This window comes from Rhodoferax bucti (genome assembly GCF_005876985.1).
GTDB classification, from domain to species: domain Bacteria; phylum Pseudomonadota; class Gammaproteobacteria; order Burkholderiales; family Burkholderiaceae_C; genus Allorhodoferax; species Allorhodoferax bucti.
On record NZ_VAHD01000001.1, the window covers coordinates 421,887 to 438,723 of the forward strand.

21 protein-coding genes are annotated in these 16,837 nt (G+C 57.7%); 3 read left to right on the forward strand and 18 right to left on the reverse strand.

Annotated elements, in window-relative coordinates; genetic code table 11:
- Nucleotides 1-90: 90 nt before the first annotated feature.
- The 18 genes from secY to FDM28_RS02100 form a co-directional block, all read right to left on the reverse strand.
- Nucleotides 91-1,401, reverse strand: a complete 1,311-nt coding sequence (gene secY, locus FDM28_RS02015) for a preprotein translocase subunit SecY (RefSeq protein ID WP_138512528.1) — start codon at nt 1,399-1,401, stop codon at nt 91-93.
- Between the two features lie 23 nt (nt 1,402-1,424).
- Nucleotides 1,425-1,856, reverse strand: coding sequence for a 50S ribosomal protein L15 (gene rplO, locus FDM28_RS02020; protein ID WP_138512530.1), 432 nt, complete (start codon nt 1,854-1,856; stop codon nt 1,425-1,427).
- A gap of 10 nt (nt 1,857-1,866) precedes the next feature.
- A complete protein-coding gene (gene rpmD / locus FDM28_RS02025; RefSeq protein WP_138512532.1) occupies nt 1,867-2,049 on the reverse strand; it encodes a 50S ribosomal protein L30 in 183 nt (60 codons plus the stop codon).
- A gap of 15 nt (nt 2,050-2,064) precedes the next feature.
- Complete coding sequence (gene rpsE / locus FDM28_RS02030) at nt 2,065-2,589, reverse strand: 30S ribosomal protein S5 (RefSeq protein WP_138512534.1); 525 nt, start codon at nt 2,587-2,589, stop codon at nt 2,065-2,067.
- A gap of 17 nt (nt 2,590-2,606) precedes the next feature.
- A complete protein-coding gene (gene rplR / locus FDM28_RS02035; protein ID WP_138512535.1) occupies nt 2,607-2,972 on the reverse strand; it encodes a 50S ribosomal protein L18 in 366 nt (121 codons plus the stop codon).
- Between the two features lie 11 nt (nt 2,973-2,983).
- Nucleotides 2,984-3,517, reverse strand: a complete 534-nt coding sequence (rplF, locus tag FDM28_RS02040) for a 50S ribosomal protein L6 (RefSeq protein ID WP_138512537.1) — start codon at nt 3,515-3,517, stop codon at nt 2,984-2,986.
- A gap of 20 nt (nt 3,518-3,537) precedes the next feature.
- Complete coding sequence (gene rpsH / locus FDM28_RS02045; RefSeq protein ID WP_138512539.1) at nt 3,538-3,933, reverse strand: 30S ribosomal protein S8; 396 nt, start codon at nt 3,931-3,933, stop codon at nt 3,538-3,540.
- A gap of 18 nt (nt 3,934-3,951) precedes the next feature.
- Complete coding sequence (rpsN, locus tag FDM28_RS02050; protein ID WP_087496066.1) at nt 3,952-4,257, reverse strand: 30S ribosomal protein S14; 306 nt, start codon at nt 4,255-4,257, stop codon at nt 3,952-3,954.
- Nucleotides 4,258-4,265: 8 nt separating this feature from the next.
- Nucleotides 4,266-4,805 (reverse strand): 50S ribosomal protein L5, encoded by a 540-nt coding sequence (gene rplE, locus FDM28_RS02055; RefSeq protein ID WP_087496065.1) that lies wholly within the window; start codon nt 4,803-4,805, stop codon nt 4,266-4,268.
- 2 nt (nt 4,806-4,807) lie between these two features.
- Nucleotides 4,808-5,128, reverse strand: a complete 321-nt coding sequence (gene rplX / locus FDM28_RS02060; RefSeq protein WP_087496064.1) for a 50S ribosomal protein L24 — start codon at nt 5,126-5,128, stop codon at nt 4,808-4,810.
- Between the two features lie 9 nt (nt 5,129-5,137).
- On the reverse strand, nt 5,138-5,506 hold the full coding sequence (rplN, locus tag FDM28_RS02065; RefSeq protein WP_007861702.1) for a 50S ribosomal protein L14: 369 nt from the start codon (nt 5,504-5,506) through the stop codon (nt 5,138-5,140).
- A gap of 183 nt (nt 5,507-5,689) precedes the next feature.
- Nucleotides 5,690-7,297, reverse strand: a complete 1,608-nt coding sequence (locus tag FDM28_RS02070; protein ID WP_138512541.1) for a glycerol-3-phosphate dehydrogenase/oxidase — start codon at nt 7,295-7,297, stop codon at nt 5,690-5,692.
- 115 nt (nt 7,298-7,412) lie between these two features.
- Nucleotides 7,413-9,143 (reverse strand): ABC transporter substrate-binding protein, encoded by a 1,731-nt coding sequence (locus tag FDM28_RS02075; RefSeq protein ID WP_138512543.1) that lies wholly within the window; start codon nt 9,141-9,143, stop codon nt 7,413-7,415.
- Nucleotides 9,144-9,227: 84 nt separating this feature from the next.
- Nucleotides 9,228-9,536: a DUF2160 domain-containing protein gene (locus FDM28_RS02080; RefSeq protein ID WP_138512545.1), complete on the reverse strand. Its 309-nt coding sequence runs from the start codon at nt 9,534-9,536 to the stop codon at nt 9,228-9,230.
- A 12-nt stretch (nt 9,537-9,548) separates the two neighbouring features.
- A complete protein-coding gene (locus FDM28_RS02085) occupies nt 9,549-10,361 on the reverse strand; it encodes a carbohydrate ABC transporter permease (protein ID WP_117178269.1) in 813 nt (270 codons plus the stop codon).
- The gene (locus FDM28_RS02090; RefSeq protein ID WP_138512547.1) at nt 10,354-11,247 is read right to left on the reverse strand and encodes a carbohydrate ABC transporter permease; all 894 of its coding nucleotides are present in this window, start codon (nt 11,245-11,247) and stop codon (nt 10,354-10,356) included. Before FDM28_RS02090 ends, FDM28_RS02085 begins: the two co-directional genes overlap by 8 nt.
- Nucleotides 11,244-12,320 (reverse strand): ABC transporter ATP-binding protein, encoded by a 1,077-nt coding sequence (locus FDM28_RS02095; RefSeq protein ID WP_138512549.1) that lies wholly within the window; start codon nt 12,318-12,320, stop codon nt 11,244-11,246. The genes FDM28_RS02090 and FDM28_RS02095 overlap by 4 nt, the downstream gene beginning before the upstream one ends.
- A gap of 1 nt (nt 12,321) precedes the next feature.
- Nucleotides 12,322-13,395, reverse strand: a complete 1,074-nt coding sequence (locus tag FDM28_RS02100) for an ABC transporter ATP-binding protein (protein ID WP_138512551.1) — start codon at nt 13,393-13,395, stop codon at nt 12,322-12,324.
- Nucleotides 13,396-13,556: 161 nt separating this feature from the next.
- Here FDM28_RS02100 and FDM28_RS02105 point away from each other — a divergent pair, with 161 nt between their 5' ends.
- The 3 genes from FDM28_RS02105 to proC all read left to right on the forward strand — a co-directional run bounded on the left by FDM28_RS02105 (nt 13,557) and on the right by proC (nt 16,776).
- Entirely contained in the window at nt 13,557-14,318 is a 762-nt protein-coding gene (locus FDM28_RS02105) for a DeoR/GlpR family DNA-binding transcription regulator (RefSeq protein WP_138512553.1), read from the forward strand.
- A gap of 36 nt (nt 14,319-14,354) precedes the next feature.
- Nucleotides 14,355-15,845: a glycerol kinase GlpK gene (glpK, locus tag FDM28_RS02110; RefSeq protein ID WP_138512555.1), complete on the forward strand. Its 1,491-nt coding sequence runs from the start codon at nt 14,355-14,357 to the stop codon at nt 15,843-15,845.
- Nucleotides 15,846-15,960: 115 nt separating this feature from the next.
- Complete coding sequence (gene proC / locus FDM28_RS02115; RefSeq protein WP_138512557.1) at nt 15,961-16,776, forward strand: pyrroline-5-carboxylate reductase; 816 nt, start codon at nt 15,961-15,963, stop codon at nt 16,774-16,776.
- Nucleotides 16,777-16,837: the final 61 nt, after the last annotated feature.

Genomic DNA, 16,837 nt, shown 5'->3' on the forward strand with positions numbered 1-16,837 from the left:
TCGCGCGGAACATGCGCTCTAACTTGCTATCAAAACGAAGCTCGACCTGGTTATCCAGTCCGCGCCCATTTACCCGATGACTTGCTTGAATCAAGAAGCCTTGAAATTCGCCTTCTTCAGTAGCGACTCATACTGCTGCGACATCATGTAGTTCTGAACCTGAGCCATGAAATCCATAGTGACAACAACAATAATCAACAGCGAAGTCCCACCGAAGTAAAACGGAACGTTGTACTTCAATATCAAGAACTCAGGCAGCAAACACACAAAAGTGATGTAAATCGCACCAGCCAGAGTCAGGCGTACCAAAATCTTGTCGATGTATTTAGCAGTCTGATCACCAGGCCGAATGCCCGGAATGAACGCACCGCTTTTCTTCAGGTTGTCCGCAGTTTCTCGGCTGTTGAACACCAACGCCGTGTAGAAAAAGCAGAAAAACACGATTGCCGCTGCGTACAGCATCACGTAAACAGGTTGTCCAGGGCTCAAAGTGCTGGCAATGTCCTTCAACCAGCGCATCGATTCCCCCGTGCTGAACCAATTAGCGATAGTTGCAGGCAACAATATGATCGAAGACGCAAAAATCGGAGGAATCACACCAGCCATATTGAGCTTCAGCGGCAGATGGGACGATTGTCCGCCATACACCTTGTTGCCCACCTGACGACGTGCATAGTTCACCAAAATTTTGCGTTGCCCGCGCTCAACGAATACGACGAAGTAAGTTACCAGAGCAACAACAATCACGATCAGCAAAGCCACAATGATGCTCATCGAACCAGTACGAACCAGCTCCAATAAACCACCAATTGCATTTGGCAAACCGGCCGCAATTCCGCCGAAAATTAGTATCGAAATACCGTTTCCGAGGCCGCGCTCTGTAATCTGCTCACCCAACCACATCAAGAACATGGTTCCTGCGGTCAACGTAACGATGGTTGTCATCCGGAAACCGAAACCTGGAGCAATCACCAATCCGGCAGACGCTTCCAACGCAACAGCAATACCCAACGACTGGAACAAAGCCAAACCTAAGGTACCGTAGCGTGTGTACTGCGTAATCTTACGACGACCGCCCTCACCTTCCTTCTTCAACTGCTCAAAAGCCGGCAACACATAGGTCAGCAGCTGCATGATGATCGAAGCAGAAATGTAGGGCATGATGCCCAACGCAAAGATCGTGAACCGGGATAAAGCTCCGCCAGAGAACATATTGAACAAACTCAATATGCCGCCTTGCTGACCTTTGAACAGTTGCTGTAATTGGGCGGGATCAATGCCAGGAACAGGTATGTGTGCTCCTAGGCGATAGACCACCAGCGCCAACAACAGGAAAACAAGTCGACGACGCAGGTCGCCGAACTTGCCTGCCTTGGCTGTTTGAGCTGCGGTAGTTGCCACTCGATTACTTTCGCAAAACCAAGTTAAGCGACAACGCCACCGGCAGCTTCGATAGCAACCTTAGCAGCAGCAGTTGCACCAATACCACTCAATTTCACTGCTTTAGTGATCGAGCCCGTATTGATAACTTTCACCACCTTGGCCAATTCGCCGACTGCGCCAGCTTGCTTCAAAGCAACCAAGTTGATTTCTGCCAAACCCAGTGCTTCCAAGGCTGTCAAAGTGATTTCTGCGTTGAACTTCAGCAGATGTGACTTGAAACCACGCTTGGGCAAACGGCGATGCATAGGCATTTGACCGCCTTCAAAGCCAACCTTGTGGTAGCCACCAGAGCGGGACTTTTGACCTTTGTGACCACGGCCAGCAGTTTTACCCAGACCAGAGCCGATACCACGGCCAACACGGCGCTTGGCGTGCTTGGCACCGTCAGCGGGCTTGATGTTATTCAGTTCCATCATTGACCTCTTACAGTACCTTGATCAGGTAGCTGATCTTGTTAATCATGCCGCGCACAGCAGGCGTATCCTGCAATTCGCTCACACTGTTGAGCTTGCGCAGACCCAATCCACGCACTGTGGCGCGGTGGGACTCTTTCGTTCCAATTGGGCTACGCACCAACTGAATCTTCACAGTTTGTTGTGTTGTCATTCTTGAAGTCCCCGATTAAGCGAAGATTTCTTCAACTGTCTTGCCACGCTTGGCTGCAACTTCTGCAGGTGTCGTAGACACAGACAGGGCATCCAGGGTTGCACGAACCATGTTGTAAGGGTTAGAGGAACCATGGCTCTTTGCCACGATATCTGTGATGCCCACAACTTCGAAAACAGCGCGCATGGGACCACCAGCAATGATGCCAGTACCCTTTGGAGCAGGCGCCATCATGACGCTTGCCGCACCGTGGTGGCCCATCACCTTGTGGTGAATAGAGCCGTTTTTCAAAGTTACTTTGATCATGTTGCGACGGGCTTCTTCCATGGCTTTCTGCACTGCTGCAGGAACTTCCTTGGATTTGCCTTTACCCATGCCGATACGACCTTCACCGTCACCAACCACAGTCAGTGCAGCGAAACCGAGAATACGGCCACCCTTCACGACTTTAGTCACGCGGTTGATCGCGATCATTTTTTCACGCAGACCGTCCTCAGGACCCTCGGCCTTACCTTGCATTTTTGCTTGAACTTTAGCCATCTTAATTTCCGATCTGCTTAGAACTGCAAGCCAGCTTCACGCGCGGCATCTGCCAACGCCTTGACGCGGCCGTGGTAGGCGAAACCGGAGCGGTCAAACGCCACTTTGTCGATGCCGGCAGCTTTCGCCTTTTCGGCGACACGCTTACCAATGATCTGGGCTGCAGCCACATTGCCGCCTTTACCAGTTGCACCCAAAGACTTACGAACTTCTGCTTCAGCAGTCGATGCGCAAGCAATGACCTTGCCGCCGTCGCCAGAGATAACACTGGCGTAGATGTGCAAGTTGGTGCGTGTAACGGTCAGGCGTGCGACGCCTTGCGTTGCAATACGGATTCGGGTCTGACGTGCCCGACGAAGACGCTGCTCTTTTTTGGTCAACATGTTGCAGCTCCTTATTTCTTCTTCGTTTCTTTGATCGTGATCTTCTCATCCGCATAACGGATGCCCTTGCCCTTGTAAGGCTCTGGGGGACGAATCGCACGGATCTCAGCGGCGATCTGACCTACGCGTTGGCGGTCAGCACCTTTGATCAAGATTTCAGTAGGAGTGGGAGTAGCCACAGAAATACCAGTGGGCATTTCCAGGTTCACAGGGTGCGAGTAACCAACAGCCAAGTTCAACTTGGTGCCTGTAGCTTGCGCCTTGTAGCCCACACCAATCAGGCTCAGCTTGCGCTCAAAGCCCTTGGTTACACCAACTACCATGTTGTTGACCAACTGGCGGATAGTGCCAGTCATTGCGTCAGCTTCACGAGAGTCGTTAGCAGGTTGGAAGCTGAGCTTGCCAGCTTCATTTTGAATATTCACCAGGCTGTTTTGAGCCAGTTGCAGAGTGCCGCCAGCGCCCTTCACGCTGATTTGGTCAGCTTTGATGGACACTTCAACACCTGCAGGTACGGTGACGGGGAGTTTGCCTACGCGGGACATTGTTTCTTACTCCTGTAGCGTTAAGCGACGTAGCACAGCACTTCGCCACCGATACCGGAAGCGCGCGCTTTGCGATCTGTCATAACACCCTGGGGTGTAGTCACGATGGCAACGCCCAAGCCGTTTTGAACTTGGGGAATGGCATCGCTGCCGCGGTAGACGCGCAGGCCGGGACGGCTCACGCGCTCAATACGCTCAATCACAGGGCGACCGGCGTAGTATTTCAAAGCGATTTGCAATTCAGATTTACCGTCTTCGGTAGAAACCTTGAAACCGTCGATGTAGCCTTCGTCTTTCAACACTTGTGCGATCGCAATCTTCACTTTGGAAGAAGGCACGGAAACAGTTGTCTTAGCAACCATTTGTGCATTGCGGATGCGTGTCAACAGATCGGCGATGGGATCACTCATGCTCATGTTTAGTTCTCCTATCGCTTACCAGCTGGCCTTGGTAATGCCAGGAATTTCTCCGGCAAAAGCCATTTCACGAATCTTCGCACGACCCAGACCAAAATGCTGGAACGTTCCACGGGGACGACCCGTGATGGAGCAGCGGTTACGCTGGCGAGTGGGGTTTGCATTGCGGGGCAACTTTTGCAGACCTAGACGGGCTGCCGCACGTTCTTCGTCAGAACGTTTTGCATCACCTGCGATGGCCTTCAGTTCCGCATATTTTTTTGCGTACTTGGCAGCCAACTTATCACGTTTGAGCTCGCGCTCGATTAAAGCCATTTTAGCCACAGGTCACCTCAGTTCTTGAACGGGAAACGGAAGCCGGCGAGCAGTGCCTTGCACTCTTCATCGGTCTTTGCCGTCGTGGTGATGCTGATATTGAGGCCGCGCAAGGCATCAACCTTGTCATATTCAATCTCAGGGAAAATGATCTGCTCTTTGACGCCGATGTTGTAGTTACCACGGCCATCAAAAGCGCGACCAGAAATACCACGGAAGTCACGGACGCGAGGCAAAGCCACGGTCACGAAACGATCCAGGAATTCGTACATCTGCACGCCGCGCAAAGTCACCATACAACCGATAGCCTGGCCTTCGCGGATCTTGAAACCAGCGATAGCTTTCTTGGACTTGGTCACCACGGGCTTCTGGCCAGCGATCTTGGTCAGGTCGGACACTGCGTGATCCATTACCTTCTTGTCGGCAACGGCTTCGCTTACACCCATGTTCAGGGTGATCTTGGTCAAACGTGGCACTTGCATAGGCGAGGTGTAGCCAAACTTGGCTGTCAACTCGGGCGCCACTTTTTCGCGGTAGTGTTGTTGTAGACGTGCCATGGTTATGCCACCTTGATTTCTTCGCCGCTGGACTTGTAAACGCGAACGCGTTTGCCGTCAGCCAGCACCTTGATACCAACACGGTCAGCCTTGCCGGTTGCCGCATTGAAGATGGCAACGTTGGACTGGTGAATAGGCATAGTCTTTTCAACGATGCCGCCGGTTGTGCCCTTCATGGGGTTTGGCTTGGTGTGCTTTTTCACCAAGTTGATGCCCTCGACGACTACGTGAGAGTCGTCAGCGCGCAAGGAGATCACTCCGCGCTTACCCTTATCGCGACCTGCGATAACGATGACTTCGTCGCCTTTGCGAATCTTGTTCATGGCGGGTCCTTACAAAACTTCAGGAGCCAAGGACACGATCTTCATGAACTTTTCAGTGCGCAATTCGCGGGTCACTGGTCCGAAGATGCGGGTGCCAATAGGCTCCAACTTGGCGTTGAGCAACACAGCTGCGTTGCCGTCGAATTTCACCAAAGAACCGTCGCCACGGCGGATGCCCTTGGCAGTACGAACCACTACAGCACTATAGACTTCGCCTTTTTTGACGCGTCCACGGGGAGCAGCTTCTTTGATGGAAACTTTGATGATGTCGCCGACGCTTGCATAGCGACGCTTCGACCCGCCCAGCACCTTGATGCAGAGAACGGATTTCGCGCCGGTGTTGTCGGCAACTTCCAGTCGAGATTCAGTTTGGATCATTTCATTATTCCCAACTTGCACCTGGAACTGCTTTGCCACACTGGCAACTACAAAACCAAGTCAGTCTTGGGCCCGCTATCCGTCGCACAAACCACTTGCACGATTTCTATTTGGGCAGAACCTTCAGCTTTTTCAAGCGAAGCCCACTATTGTGCCAGTACAACTTCCTGGCGTCAACTACTTTTATGCAGGAATTTCGGTGTATCGCGCCGCCAAAGCAACAAATTCCGCCTCTTGCGAGGGCAAGCCCGTCTCTTCGGCCAAAACTTGAGCCACTTGGGGCGCCAAACTAGCGGACAAGCGGGCATCCAGAAACAATACGCGCGCCCTGCGGGCCAGCACGTCTTCCACCGTCACCGCATATTCATAGCGTGCCGCAAAGCGAACCATCGCCTCGGTCAGCCCCGGTGCCAGCTCCACTCCACTCCCGGGCAATGCATGCACAGCCGGGTAGTCCAGTCCATAAGAGTGTGCACCTTGAGGAATGGACATGGCACTTTGCTGCACACCCTCTCCGTCAGCCCCTTGCAAACGCAAATGCACTGTGCCCCCTGCCGGGCGGCGCTCCAGCAATTTCTTCTCGACGCATTTGGCGAGTACGTCTTCGGCCATGGCCCGATAGGTGGTCCACTTCCCTCCCGTGACAGTCACCAGTCCGCTACGACTCACCAACACCGTGTGTTCCCGGCTGATGGCTTTGGTGTTTTCGCCATCGTCTTCTTGAGGCTTTACGAGGGGACGCAAGCCCACCCAGATACTCCGAATGTCTTTTGCGGTGGGCGCTTTCTTCAGATAGCGCGCAGCCTCTTCTAATATGAAGGCAACCTCTTCCTTGAAGGGCCTGGGCTCCCGATCCAGGTCGTGCCGAGGGGTGTCCGTGGTGCCCAGAATGACCTTTCCAAGCCACGGCACCGCAAAAAGTACCCGACCATCCTGGGTTTGGGGAACCATCAGGGCCGTATCGCCCCCCAAAAACTCCCGGTCCACCACAATGTGCACGCCTTGGCTGGGCGCCACCATAGGCTTGGTCTTGCTGCGGCCATCAGCAGAATTGGCCTCACCATCTTTTTCGCGCAAACCATCTACCCACACGCCGGTCGCATTCACCACGCAACGGGACTGAATGGAGAACTTGCGCCCGCCTATCGTGTCCTCACACAGAACCCCACACACTTTGCCCGCCTCGTACTGCAACTGGGTCGCTTTGCAGTAGTTCACCACCAAGGCACCCTTGGCAGCTGCGGTACGGGCCAGGGACAAGGCCAGACGCGCATCATCGAACTGGCCATCCCAGTACTTGACGCCGCCCTTGAGCCCCCCGGTTGCCACTTGCGGAATCAGCTTCTGGGTGTCCTTCGCCCCTAGAAACTCGGTTTTCCCCAACCCGGCTTTGCCCGCCAACAGGTCATACGCTGTCAATCCTGCTCCGTAAAACGGCGTTTCCCACCACTTATAGGAAGGCATCACAAATGCCAAGGGTTGCGCAAGGTGCGGGGCGTTGCGCAACAAGGTGGTCCGCTCATGCAGCGCCTCACGCACCAAAGAAATGTTGCCCTGGGCCAAGTAACGCACACCTCCGTGCAACAGCTTTGTTGCGCGGGAGGATGTGCCTTTGGCAAAGTCGTGGGATTCGATTAGCACCACGCTGAAACCACGCGACGCCGCATCCAACGCAACCCCCAGCCCGGTAGCGCCTCCACCCACCACCGCGATGTCGTAAACCCTGGGCTCAGCCAAGCGGTTCAGCAGGTCTTCCCGGCGGGTGGGTAGAGGGTGAGCATCAAAGGCCATGACTATCTTTTAAATGAGCAGCGCGCAGATTGTTCCATCCACCTCGCTACGTGTATTTCAATTTACAGCGGCCTGCAGAAAAACTCCTGCAGGCCGCACTTTCAGTAACCGCGAATTAGCGGACCTTTCCGTTTTTCCATGCGTTCAACAAGGTGTCGTACGCAATAGTCTCACCCTTGGGCTTTTCATTTGCCAGCTTCTTCCATGGCGCACCCTTGTCACTCAACCACTTGTCAGGGCTGCTCTTGGCATTGAGCTTCGGTGGGCACACGGCCATGCCCGAGCGCTCCAGGCGACCCATCACGCCATCCATCTCTTCGGCCAGGTTATCCATGGCGGCTTGCGGAGTCTTTTCACCCGTCACAGCAACCGCCACGTTCTTCCACCACAGCTGAGCCAACTTGGGGTAATCGGGCACGTTGGTACCGGTAGGTGTCCACGCCACTCGTGCCGGACTGCGGTAGAACTCCACCAAGCCACCCAGCTTGGGCGCCATGTCGGTCATGGCCTTGGACTGGATGTCGGACTCGCGGATCGGTGTCAGGCCTACGGTGGTCTTCTTCAGCGACGTGGTCTTGGCGGTCACGAACTGGGCGTACAGCCAGGCGGCGGCGACCTTGTTGGCATCGTGGTCCTTGAAGAAGGTCCACGAACCCACGTCTTGGTAGCCGTTTTGCATGCCTTGCTTCCAGTACGGGCCATTGGGGCCGGGGGCCATGCGCCACTTCGGTGTGCCATCGGCATTCACCACGGGCAGACCGGGCTTGATCATGTCGGCAGTGAAGGCGGTGTACCAGAAGATTTGCTGGGCGATCTGGCCTTGCGCAGGCACAGGGCCGGCTTCGCCGAAGGTCATGCCAATGGCTTCCTTGGGCGAGTACTTCTTCATCCAGTCGATGTACTTGGTCAGCGCGTAGACGGCGGCGGGCGAGTTGGTCGCACCGCCACGGGACACAGACGCGCCTTGGGGTGTGCAACCGTCAGCAGAAGCGCGAATGCCCCACTCGTCCACGGGCTTGCCGTTGGGAATACCCACGTCAGCCGAACCGGCCATGGACAGCCATGCATCGGTGAAGCGCCAGCCCAGGGAAGGATCTTTCTTGCCGTAGTCCATGTGGCCATAAATCGGCTTACCGTCGATGGTCTTCACGTCTTCGCTGAAGAAGGCCGCGATGTCTTCATAGGCACTCCAATTCAGAGGCACGCCCAGCTCGTAGCCGTACTTGGCCTTGAACTTGGCTTTCAGCTCGGGCTTCTCGAACAAGTCTGCGCGGAACCAGTACAGGTTGGCAAACTGCTGGTCGGGCAACTGGTACAGCTTCTTGTCGGGGGCTGTGGTGAAACTGGTGCCGATGAAATCCTTGAGGTCCAAACCAGGGTTGGTCCACTCTTTACCCGCACCGGCCATGTAGTCGGTCAGGTTCATGATCTTGCCGTAGCGGTAGTGGGTACCGATCAGGTCGGAGTCGGTGATCCAGCCGTCGTAAATGGATTTTCCGGACTGCATGGAGGTTTGCAGTTTTTCGACTACATCGCCTTCGCCGATCAAGTCATGCTTGACCTTGATGCCAGTGATTTCTTCAAAGGCCTTGGCCAAGGTCTTGGATTCGTATTCGTGGGTGGTCAGTGTTTCGGACACCACAGAAATTTCTTTCACACCCTTGGCCTGCAGTTTTTGGGCTGCATCGATGAACCACTTCATTTCGGCGGTTTGCTGTGCCTTGCTTAGCGTGGACGGCTGGAACTCGCTGTCAATCCACTTCTTGGCGGCCGCTTCGTCGGCCCATGTCTGGCTGCCCACGGCGCACGCCATGGCGACGGCCAATACGGAATACTTCAATTTCATTGTCTATCTCCTCGGTCTAATAAACCCCTGTTTGAACGAATGGTGCGGCCCCAGGGGAGATAAGCCGAACCTTGAGACACACCATCAGCCCTTGCGCATCACCAACCCTAGTAGAGCCATGGAAAGCACAAAGCTGATCCAGATCGAGGGCTCTGCCTCCAGGCTCATCCACTCGACCAAGCGACCGCTAATGCCTACAAACGCCAGATTCACGTAGGCCGCACTCAACAACCCCACAAACAAGCGGTCACCCCGGGTGGTTTCCATCGGTAGAAAACCCTTGCGCATGGTCGTGGGGGATTTGATTTCCCACACCGTCATGCCCACCAGCATCAGGGCAATACAGCAGAAAAATACTGCCACGGGCGTGGTCCAAGCCATCCAATCAAACATGATGATTTCCTCTTAAACGCGACCCATCGCGAAACCCTTGGCGATGTAATTGCGAACAAACCAAATGACGATGGCACCCGGCACAATGGTCAACACACCTGCCGCAGCCAACGTGGCCCAGTCCATGCCCGAAGCAGAAACCGTACGGGTCATAGTGGCGGCAATCGGCTTGGCATTCACGCTAGTCAAGGTGCGAGCCAGCAGCAACTCCACCCAGCTGAACATGAAGCAGAAGAACGCGGCCACGCCCACGCCCGCCTTGATCAGCGGGATGTAGATGCGAATAAAGAAGCGAGGAAAGGAGTAACCGTCGATGTAAGCGGTCTCGTCAATCTCCCGCGGGATACCGCTCATGAAGCCCTCCAGAATCCACACCGCCAGCGGTACGTTGAACAGCAGGTGTACCAATGCCACCGCAATGTGCGTATCCATCAGCCCCACCGAGGTGTAAAGCTGGAAAAACGGCAACAGAAACACGGCAGGTGGCGTCATGCGGTTGGTCAGCAACCAGAAGAACACATGCTTGTCGCCGAGAAAGCTGTATCGCGAAAACGCATAGGCAGCCGGCAAGGCCACGATCAACGAGATGACCGTGTTGATACCCACATAAATCAGGCTATTGATGTAACCCGAGTACCAAGCGGGGTCGGTCAAGATGGTTTTGTAGTTGTCCCAGGTGAAGTGGTCCGGGAACAGCGTGAAGCCTGCGAGGATTTCATTGTTCGTCTTGAACGACATGTTGACCATCCAATAGATGGGCAGCAACGCAAACACGATGTACGCCAGCATGAACAGCGAGCGCTTTTGAAACTTGGGCTTATTCATGGCCACCTTCCTTCGCCTGGGTGCCGACCCGCTGCATCCAGTTGTACAAAATAAAACACATCAACAAAATGATCAGGAAATAGATCAGCGAGAACGCGGCGGCTGGCCCCAGATCGAACTGCCCCACCGCCTTTTGGGTGAGGAACTGCGAGAGGAAGGTCGTGGAGTTACCCGGACCACCGCCCGTAAGCACAAAGGGCTCGGTGTAAATCATGAAGCTGTCCATAAAGCGCAGCAGCACCGCGATCATCAGCACGCCGCGCATCTTGGGCAGCTGCACATAGCGAAACACATCGAGCTTGCTGGCCCCGTCAATGCTGGCCGCCTGGTAGTAGGCGTCAGGTATGGAGCGCAAACCGGCGTAGCCCAACAGCGCCACCAACGGTGTCCAGTGCCACACGTCCATGAGCAATACGGTCAGCCATGCATGCGCTGCATTTCCGGTATAGCTGTATTCAATGCCCATGCCTTGCAGGGCAGCACCCATGAGGCCGATGTCAGTACGGCCAAAGATTTGCCAGATGGTGCCCACCACATTCCAAGGGATTAGCAGCGAGAGCGACACGATCACCAGCGCAGCGGACGACTTCCAGCCCTGCGCAGGCATCGACAAAGCCAGCAGAATGCCCAAAGGCAACTCCACTGCCAGCACCGCAAACGAATAGGTGATTTGGCGCAAGAGCGCTCCATGTAACTCTTCGTCACGCATGATTGCGGCGAACCATTCCGTGCCCACAAACACACGCCGCTCCGGCGAAATGATGTCTTGCACCGAATAATTCACCACCACCATCAGCGGCAAGATGGCAGAAAAAGCCACGCAAATCAGCATCGGCAGGATCAAGAACCAGGCCTTCTGGTTCACCGGTTTGGTGGTGGTGCTCATGCCACGATCTCCTCGTTTTGGTAGAAGCAGGTGTGTTCGCCCACCACCTGCAGCCACACGCGCTCACCCACGGCAAGCTGCGCGGCATCGGCCGCCAAGCGCGCCTTGATGGTGTGGCCTTCGCGGGTCGCACTCACGATCACATGCGTGCCCACGTCCTGCACCTGGGTAACGGTCATGGACAGGGCTCCGTCGGCCTGGGCAGCCGCCAGACTCACGTACTCCGGGCGCACACCCAGCTTGAAGTCACCGTTGGCCAAGGGCCGGGAGTGCGGTAGCGCCACCACCGCACCTGCAGTGTGAAAGTCCCCATCGGTATTGCGGCCCGGCAAAAAATTCATACCAGGTGACCCAATGAAGTGGCCCACAAAGGTATGGCGGGGCCGCTCAAACAAATCGGCCGCCGAGCCCACCTGTACGGCACGGCCGCGCGTCATCACCACCACCTGGTCGGCAAAGGTGAGTGCTTCCACCTGGTCGTGGGTCACATAAATCAGCGTGAGCTTCAGCTCATGGTGAATTTGCTTGAGCTTGCGACGTAGCTGCCATTTCAGATGCGGGTCGATCACGGTCAGTGGCTCGTCAAACAGCACGGCGGACACATCGGGCCGGACTAGGCCTCGGCCCAACGAGATTTTCTGCTTAGCGTCGGCGGCCAACCCGGCGGCGCGCTGATTAAGCTGGCCACTCATTTCCAGCATTTCAGCAATCGCGCCCACACGCTTCTTGATCTGGTCCGCAGGCATCCTGCGGTTACGCAGCGGGAAAGCCAAGTTTTCGGCCACCGTCATGGTGTCGTAGATCACCGGAAACTGGAACACCTGCGCAATGTTGCGTTGCTGAGGCGTGGCCCGGGTAACGTCCTGGCCGTCAAAGCGCACTGTGCCTTGTGAGGGTGTGACCAAGCCCGACATGATGTTGAGCAAGGTGGTCTTGCCGCAGCCCGAAGGGCCCAGCAGCGCGTAGGCACCACCGTCGTCAAAGGTCATCTTCAAAGGCAGCAACGCGTAGTCACTGTCCTGCTGCGGATTGGCCCGATAAGCGTGGGCTAAGTCAAGTTCTATGCGTGCCATATCAGCGTCCTTTGCTGCGCACTGGCGCCAGCAGCAACATGCCCTGCGCATCAAACACGTAGACCTGCGCCGGGTTAAAGAAGAAAGTGCAAGGCTGGCCCAGCTCAAAGTGATGCACACCGGTGAGCTGCGCCACCAGCTCACCCAGCGGTGTCTCAAAGTGCACAAAGGTGTCGGTACCCGAAATCTCGGCCAGCTCCACCGTGCCTACCAACGCTACATCGCCTTCCTGGGCGCGCACGCGCAGTGCACTGGCGCGCATGCCCACGGTCAGTGCAGCAGACGGGGTGGGTGGCAAAGCCAGTGGCAACAGTGGCCCTTGCACCATTTGCACACCGGTGGGCGCCACGCTGGCAGCCAACAGGTTCATGGGTGGATCGCTGAAGGCGCGCGCCACGCGGATCGATTGCGGTGCGTGGAACACTTCAGCCGTCGGGCCGTACTGCAGCAGCTCACCAGCATCGAGCACAGCGGTGTAGCCGCCCAGCAGCAGGGCTTCGCCGGGTTCGGTGGTGGCATAAATCACGGTGGAGTCGCCTGCGGCAAACAGGGCGGTCAACTCATCGCGCAATTCTTCGCGCAACTTGTAATCCAGGTTCACCAACGGTTCGTCCAGCAGCATCAGCGGTGCGCCTTTGGCCAACGCACGGGCCAAGGCAACGCGCTGCTGCTGGCCACCCGACAACTCTGCCGGGTAGCGATCCAGAAACATTTCAATGTGCAGCTTTTCGGCCAGCTCGCGCACGCGCTGGTCCACCTGCTTATCGCCGCGAAGCTTCAGCGGCGAAGCAATGTTGTCGCGAACCTTGAGCGAGGGGTAGTTGATGAACTGCTGGTAGACCATAGCCACGTTGCGCTCGCGCACCGGCACGCCCGTCACATCCCCCCCATCCACCCGCACCTTACCGGCACTGGGTGCATCCAAGCCCGCCATGACGCGCATCAGGCTGGTTTTGCCTGCCTGGGTTGCGCCCAACAGCACGGTTACAGCCCCACTGCGCGGAGCCAGACTCATGTCGTACAGCCAAGTCTGTGGCCCTACTTTTTTGCTGATGCCTTCCAGAGTCAACTGCATCACGCCACCTTTTTTTGTTGCATTGAGAACCCAGATGAATTTTCGAATTCGCGAATTATTGTTCGTTTCGATTCGTTTTATCTCGGTACTAACCCTATCCGCATTCCTTTTGATTCGTTTTACAGTCTGGCCGGCCCCACCGTTCGGGGTACAAATACACCATGCACCCCAACCCCCGACAACTCACCCTGCTCTCCGTCGTCCAGGCACAGGGCTCCGTCACCGTGGAGCAACTGGCAGAGACTTTGGGCGTGACACTGCAAACCGTGCGGCGCGATGTGCAGCGCCTGGCCGACGAGGGCCTGCTGGCCCGCTTCCACGGCGGCGTGCGAGTGCCCAGCTCCACCACCGAGAACATTGCCCACCAACAGCGCGAAAGCCTGAATGCAGAAGGCAAATCGCGCATTGCGCGCGCGGTAGCCGCTGCCGTGCCCAATGACTGCTCCCTGATCTTGAACATCGGTACCACCACCGAGGCGATTGCGCGCGCGCTCTTACACCACAGCGGCCTGCGCGTGATTACCAACAACTTGAACGTGGCCAGCATCCTGAGCACCAACCCGCAATGCGAGGTGATCGTGGTAGGCGGCGTGGTGCGCGGGCGGGACCAGGGCATCGTGGGCGAAGCGGCGGTGGATTTCATCCGCCAGTTCAAGGTGGACCTGGCGCTCATCGGCATTTCCGGCATTGAGGCCGACGGCACCCTGCGCGACTACGACTACCGCGAGGTGAAGGTGGCGCAAACCATCATTTCGCATGCGCGCGAAGTCTGGCTGGCGGCCGACATCAGCAAGTTCAACCGCCCTGCCATGGTGGAGGTGGCCACGCTGTCGCAGATCGACCGGCTGTTCACCGACGCCCCCCCGCCCGAGCCCTTTGCCGCGCTACTCGCCGAAGCCCAGGTGCGCCTGGACGTGGCGTAATCTTCATCTGCCTGCCGTAACGAGAAACTGCTCCCCATGACCTACTTGCTCGCCCTCGACCAGGGTACCTCCAGCTCCCGCAGCATTGTGTTTGACGAAACCGGCCACACCGTAGCCGTGGCCCAACTGGAACTGACACAGATCTACCCGCAACCCGGCTGGGTGGAGCACGACGCGCTGGAAATCTGGCGCATCCAGCTCGCCACTGCACGCGACGCCCTAGCCAAAGCCGGTATCACGGCCGCGCAGGTGAAGGCCGTGGGCATTACCAACCAGCGCGAAACCACGGTGGTGTGGAACCGCAAGACCGGCGTGCCCATCCACCACGCTATCGTGTGGCAAGACCGCCGCGCCGAACCCACCTGCGCCGACCTGCGCGCGCGCGGGCTGGCCGACACCATCCAAGCGAAAACGGGGCTGCTGGTGGACGCCTACTTCTCCGGCACCAAACTCAAATGGATTCTGGACAACGTGCCCGGCGCACGCGCGCAAGCTGCAAATGGTGAACTGGCCTTTGGCACCATCGACAGCTGGCTGATCTGGCAACTGACCGAGGGCAAAGTACACGTGACGGACGTGAGCAATGCCTCGCGCACCATGCTCTTCAATGTGCACACCAATTTGTGGGACGAGGACCTGCTAGCCGCGCTGGACATTCCCGCCAGCCTGATGCCCACGGTGCAGCCCTCGGCATCATTGTTTGGTGAAGTGGCGCCCGCGCTACTGGGTCATGCGATCCCGATTGGCGGCGTGGCGGGCGACCAGCAAAGCGCGCTCTTCGGCCAAGCCTGCTTCAAGGCCGGCATGGTGAAGAACACCTACGGCACAGGCTGCTTCATGCTGATGCACACCGGCGGTAACTTCCAAACCTCGCACAACGGCCTCATCACCACCAGCGCGGCACAAACCTCGACCCAGCCCCAGTTCGCTCTGGAGGGTAGCGTGTTTGTGGGCGGCGCCGTGGTGCAGTGGTTGCGCGACGGGCTGCATGCCATCCAGGGCAGTGGCGAAGTGCAAAGCCTCGCGCAAAGCGTGCCCGACTCGGGCGGCGTGATCGTGGTGCCCGCCTTTACCGGCCTGGGTGCACCGTATTGGAAGCCTGATGCGCGCGGCTCCATTACAGGCCTCACCCGGGGTTCAACGCTCGCCCACATTGCGCGAGCTGCTCTCGAAAGCATAGCATTTCAAAGTGCCGCCCTGCTGCAAGCCATGAGCCGCGACGCGGTGAGTGCGGGCGCAGCAGCGGTGTCGGAGCTGCGGGTAGACGGAGGAGCGTGTGTGAATGACCTGCTGATGCAGTTCCAGGCAGACCTGTTGGGCATCCCCGTGGTGCGCCCGGCCGTCACCGAGACCACCGCCCTCGGTGCGGCTTACCTGGCCGGGCTGACCACCGGCGTGTACCGCAGCACCGACGAGTTGAGCGACCTGTGGAAGGCCGAGCGCCGCTTCCTGCCCACCCTCGCCCCCGCGCGCGCCAAGGAGTTGATGGACCGCTGGGAGCACGCGGTGCGCCAGACCACGCTGTAAACCAACAGCCACAGGCGGCGGCTTGGGCGCGGTTGTCAGCCGCCGTTGGGCTGGCAGCCACGGCATTGGCTAGACTTGCGCGCTCCAACCCACCCCACACAGAGGACGACACACCATGGGCAAGCGCATTGCATTCATAGGCGGCGGCAATATGGCCAGCGCCATCATCGGCGGGCTGATCCGCCAACGCATTCCGGCCGCCGACATCGATGTGGTGGAGCCCTGGGACGAAGCCCGCACCCGCCTGGCGGCAGACTTCGGCCTGCAGCCCCGCGCCGAAGCCGGTGATTTTCTGGCCGCCGCCGACCTGATCGTCTGGGCCGTCAAACCCCAGACCTTCAAAGACGCCGCTGCGGCTGTGCGCGCGCATAACCACACCGCCCTGCACCTGAGCGTGGCAGCCGGCATTACCAGCGCCAGCATTGCGCAGTGGCTGGGGAGCGAGCGCATCATCCGCACCATGCCCAATACGCCGGCGCTCATTGGCAAAGGGATCACCGCTTTGTTTGCCCGCCCGGCCGTGACCGCTGAGGACAAAACTTGGGCGGACCAAGTGATCGCCACCACCGGCGCCACCGTCTGGCTCACCGCGGAAGAGCAGTTGGATGCGGTGACCGCCATCAGCGGCTCCGGCCCGGCCTACATGTTCTATTTCATGGAAGCCATGACCGAGGCCGGTGCCCGCATGGGCCTGGCGCGCGAACAGGCCTACCAACTGGCGGTGGCCACCTTTATCGGCGCAGGCGAGCTGGCCCGGGCCTCCACCGAGCCACCCGAGAGTCTGCGCGCCAAGGTCACATCCAAAGGCGGCACCACCTATGCCGCCATCACCTCCATGGACGAAAGCGGCATCAAAGACCTGTTTGCCAAAGCCCTGTTTGCCGCCCACCACCGGGCCGGCGAGCTGGGTGCAGAGTTCGGCAAAGCCTGAGCCGACAGGCTCCGCGCTTTACAAACGTAACAATCTGCCCCCCCCAGGTCGGGGCGCGGCT

Excerpts from the sequence above, each read along its gene's own strand:
- rplX (WP_087496064.1), bottom strand. The coding sequence starts at position 5,128 with ATGAACAAGATTCGCAAAGGCGACGAAGTCATCGTTATCGCAGGTCGC.
- rpsE (WP_138512534.1), bottom strand. The coding sequence starts at position 2,589 with ATGGCTAAAGTTCAAGCAAAAATGCAAGGTAAGGCCGAGGGTCCTGAG.
- FDM28_RS02085 (WP_117178269.1), bottom strand. The coding sequence starts at position 10,361 with ATGAATAAGCCCAAGTTTCAAAAGCGCTCGCTGTTCATGCTGGCGTAC.
- rplF (WP_138512537.1), bottom strand. The coding sequence starts at position 3,517 with ATGTCCCGCGTAGGCAAACTCCCCGTCACCGTACCTGCAGGTGTTGAA.
- rplE (WP_087496065.1), bottom strand. The coding sequence starts at position 4,805 with ATGGCACGTCTACAACAACACTACCGCGAAAAAGTGGCGCCCGAGTTG.
- FDM28_RS02075 (WP_138512543.1), bottom strand. The coding sequence starts at position 9,143 with ATGAAATTGAAGTATTCCGTATTGGCCGTCGCCATGGCGTGCGCCGTG.
- rpmD (WP_138512532.1), bottom strand. The coding sequence starts at position 2,049 with ATGACAACACAACAAACTGTGAAGATTCAGTTGGTGCGTAGCCCAATT.
- FDM28_RS02090 (WP_138512547.1), bottom strand. The coding sequence starts at position 11,247 with ATGAGCACCACCACCAAACCGGTGAACCAGAAGGCCTGGTTCTTGATC.
- rplO (WP_138512530.1), bottom strand. The coding sequence starts at position 1,856 with ATGGAACTGAATAACATCAAGCCCGCTGACGGTGCCAAGCACGCCAAG.
- FDM28_RS02080 (WP_138512545.1), bottom strand. The coding sequence starts at position 9,536 with ATGTTTGATTGGATGGCTTGGACCACGCCCGTGGCAGTATTTTTCTGC.
- FDM28_RS02105 (WP_138512553.1), top strand. The coding sequence starts at position 13,557 with ATGCACCCCAACCCCCGACAACTCACCCTGCTCTCCGTCGTCCAGGCA.
- FDM28_RS02070 (WP_138512541.1), bottom strand. The coding sequence starts at position 7,297 with ATGGCCTTTGATGCTCACCCTCTACCCACCCGCCGGGAAGACCTGCTG.
- glpK (WP_138512555.1), top strand. The coding sequence starts at position 14,355 with ATGACCTACTTGCTCGCCCTCGACCAGGGTACCTCCAGCTCCCGCAGC.
- FDM28_RS02100 (WP_138512551.1), bottom strand. The coding sequence starts at position 13,395 with ATGCAGTTGACTCTGGAAGGCATCAGCAAAAAAGTAGGGCCACAGACT.
- rplR (WP_138512535.1), bottom strand. The coding sequence starts at position 2,972 with ATGTTGACCAAAAAAGAGCAGCGTCTTCGTCGGGCACGTCAGACCCGA.
- proC (WP_138512557.1), top strand. The coding sequence starts at position 15,961 with ATGGGCAAGCGCATTGCATTCATAGGCGGCGGCAATATGGCCAGCGCC.
- FDM28_RS02095 (WP_138512549.1), bottom strand. The coding sequence starts at position 12,320 with ATGGCACGCATAGAACTTGACTTAGCCCACGCTTATCGGGCCAATCCG.
- rpsH (WP_138512539.1), bottom strand. The coding sequence starts at position 3,933 with ATGAGCATGAGTGATCCCATCGCCGATCTGTTGACACGCATCCGCAAT.
- rplN (WP_007861702.1), bottom strand. The coding sequence starts at position 5,506 with ATGATCCAAACTGAATCTCGACTGGAAGTTGCCGACAACACCGGCGCG.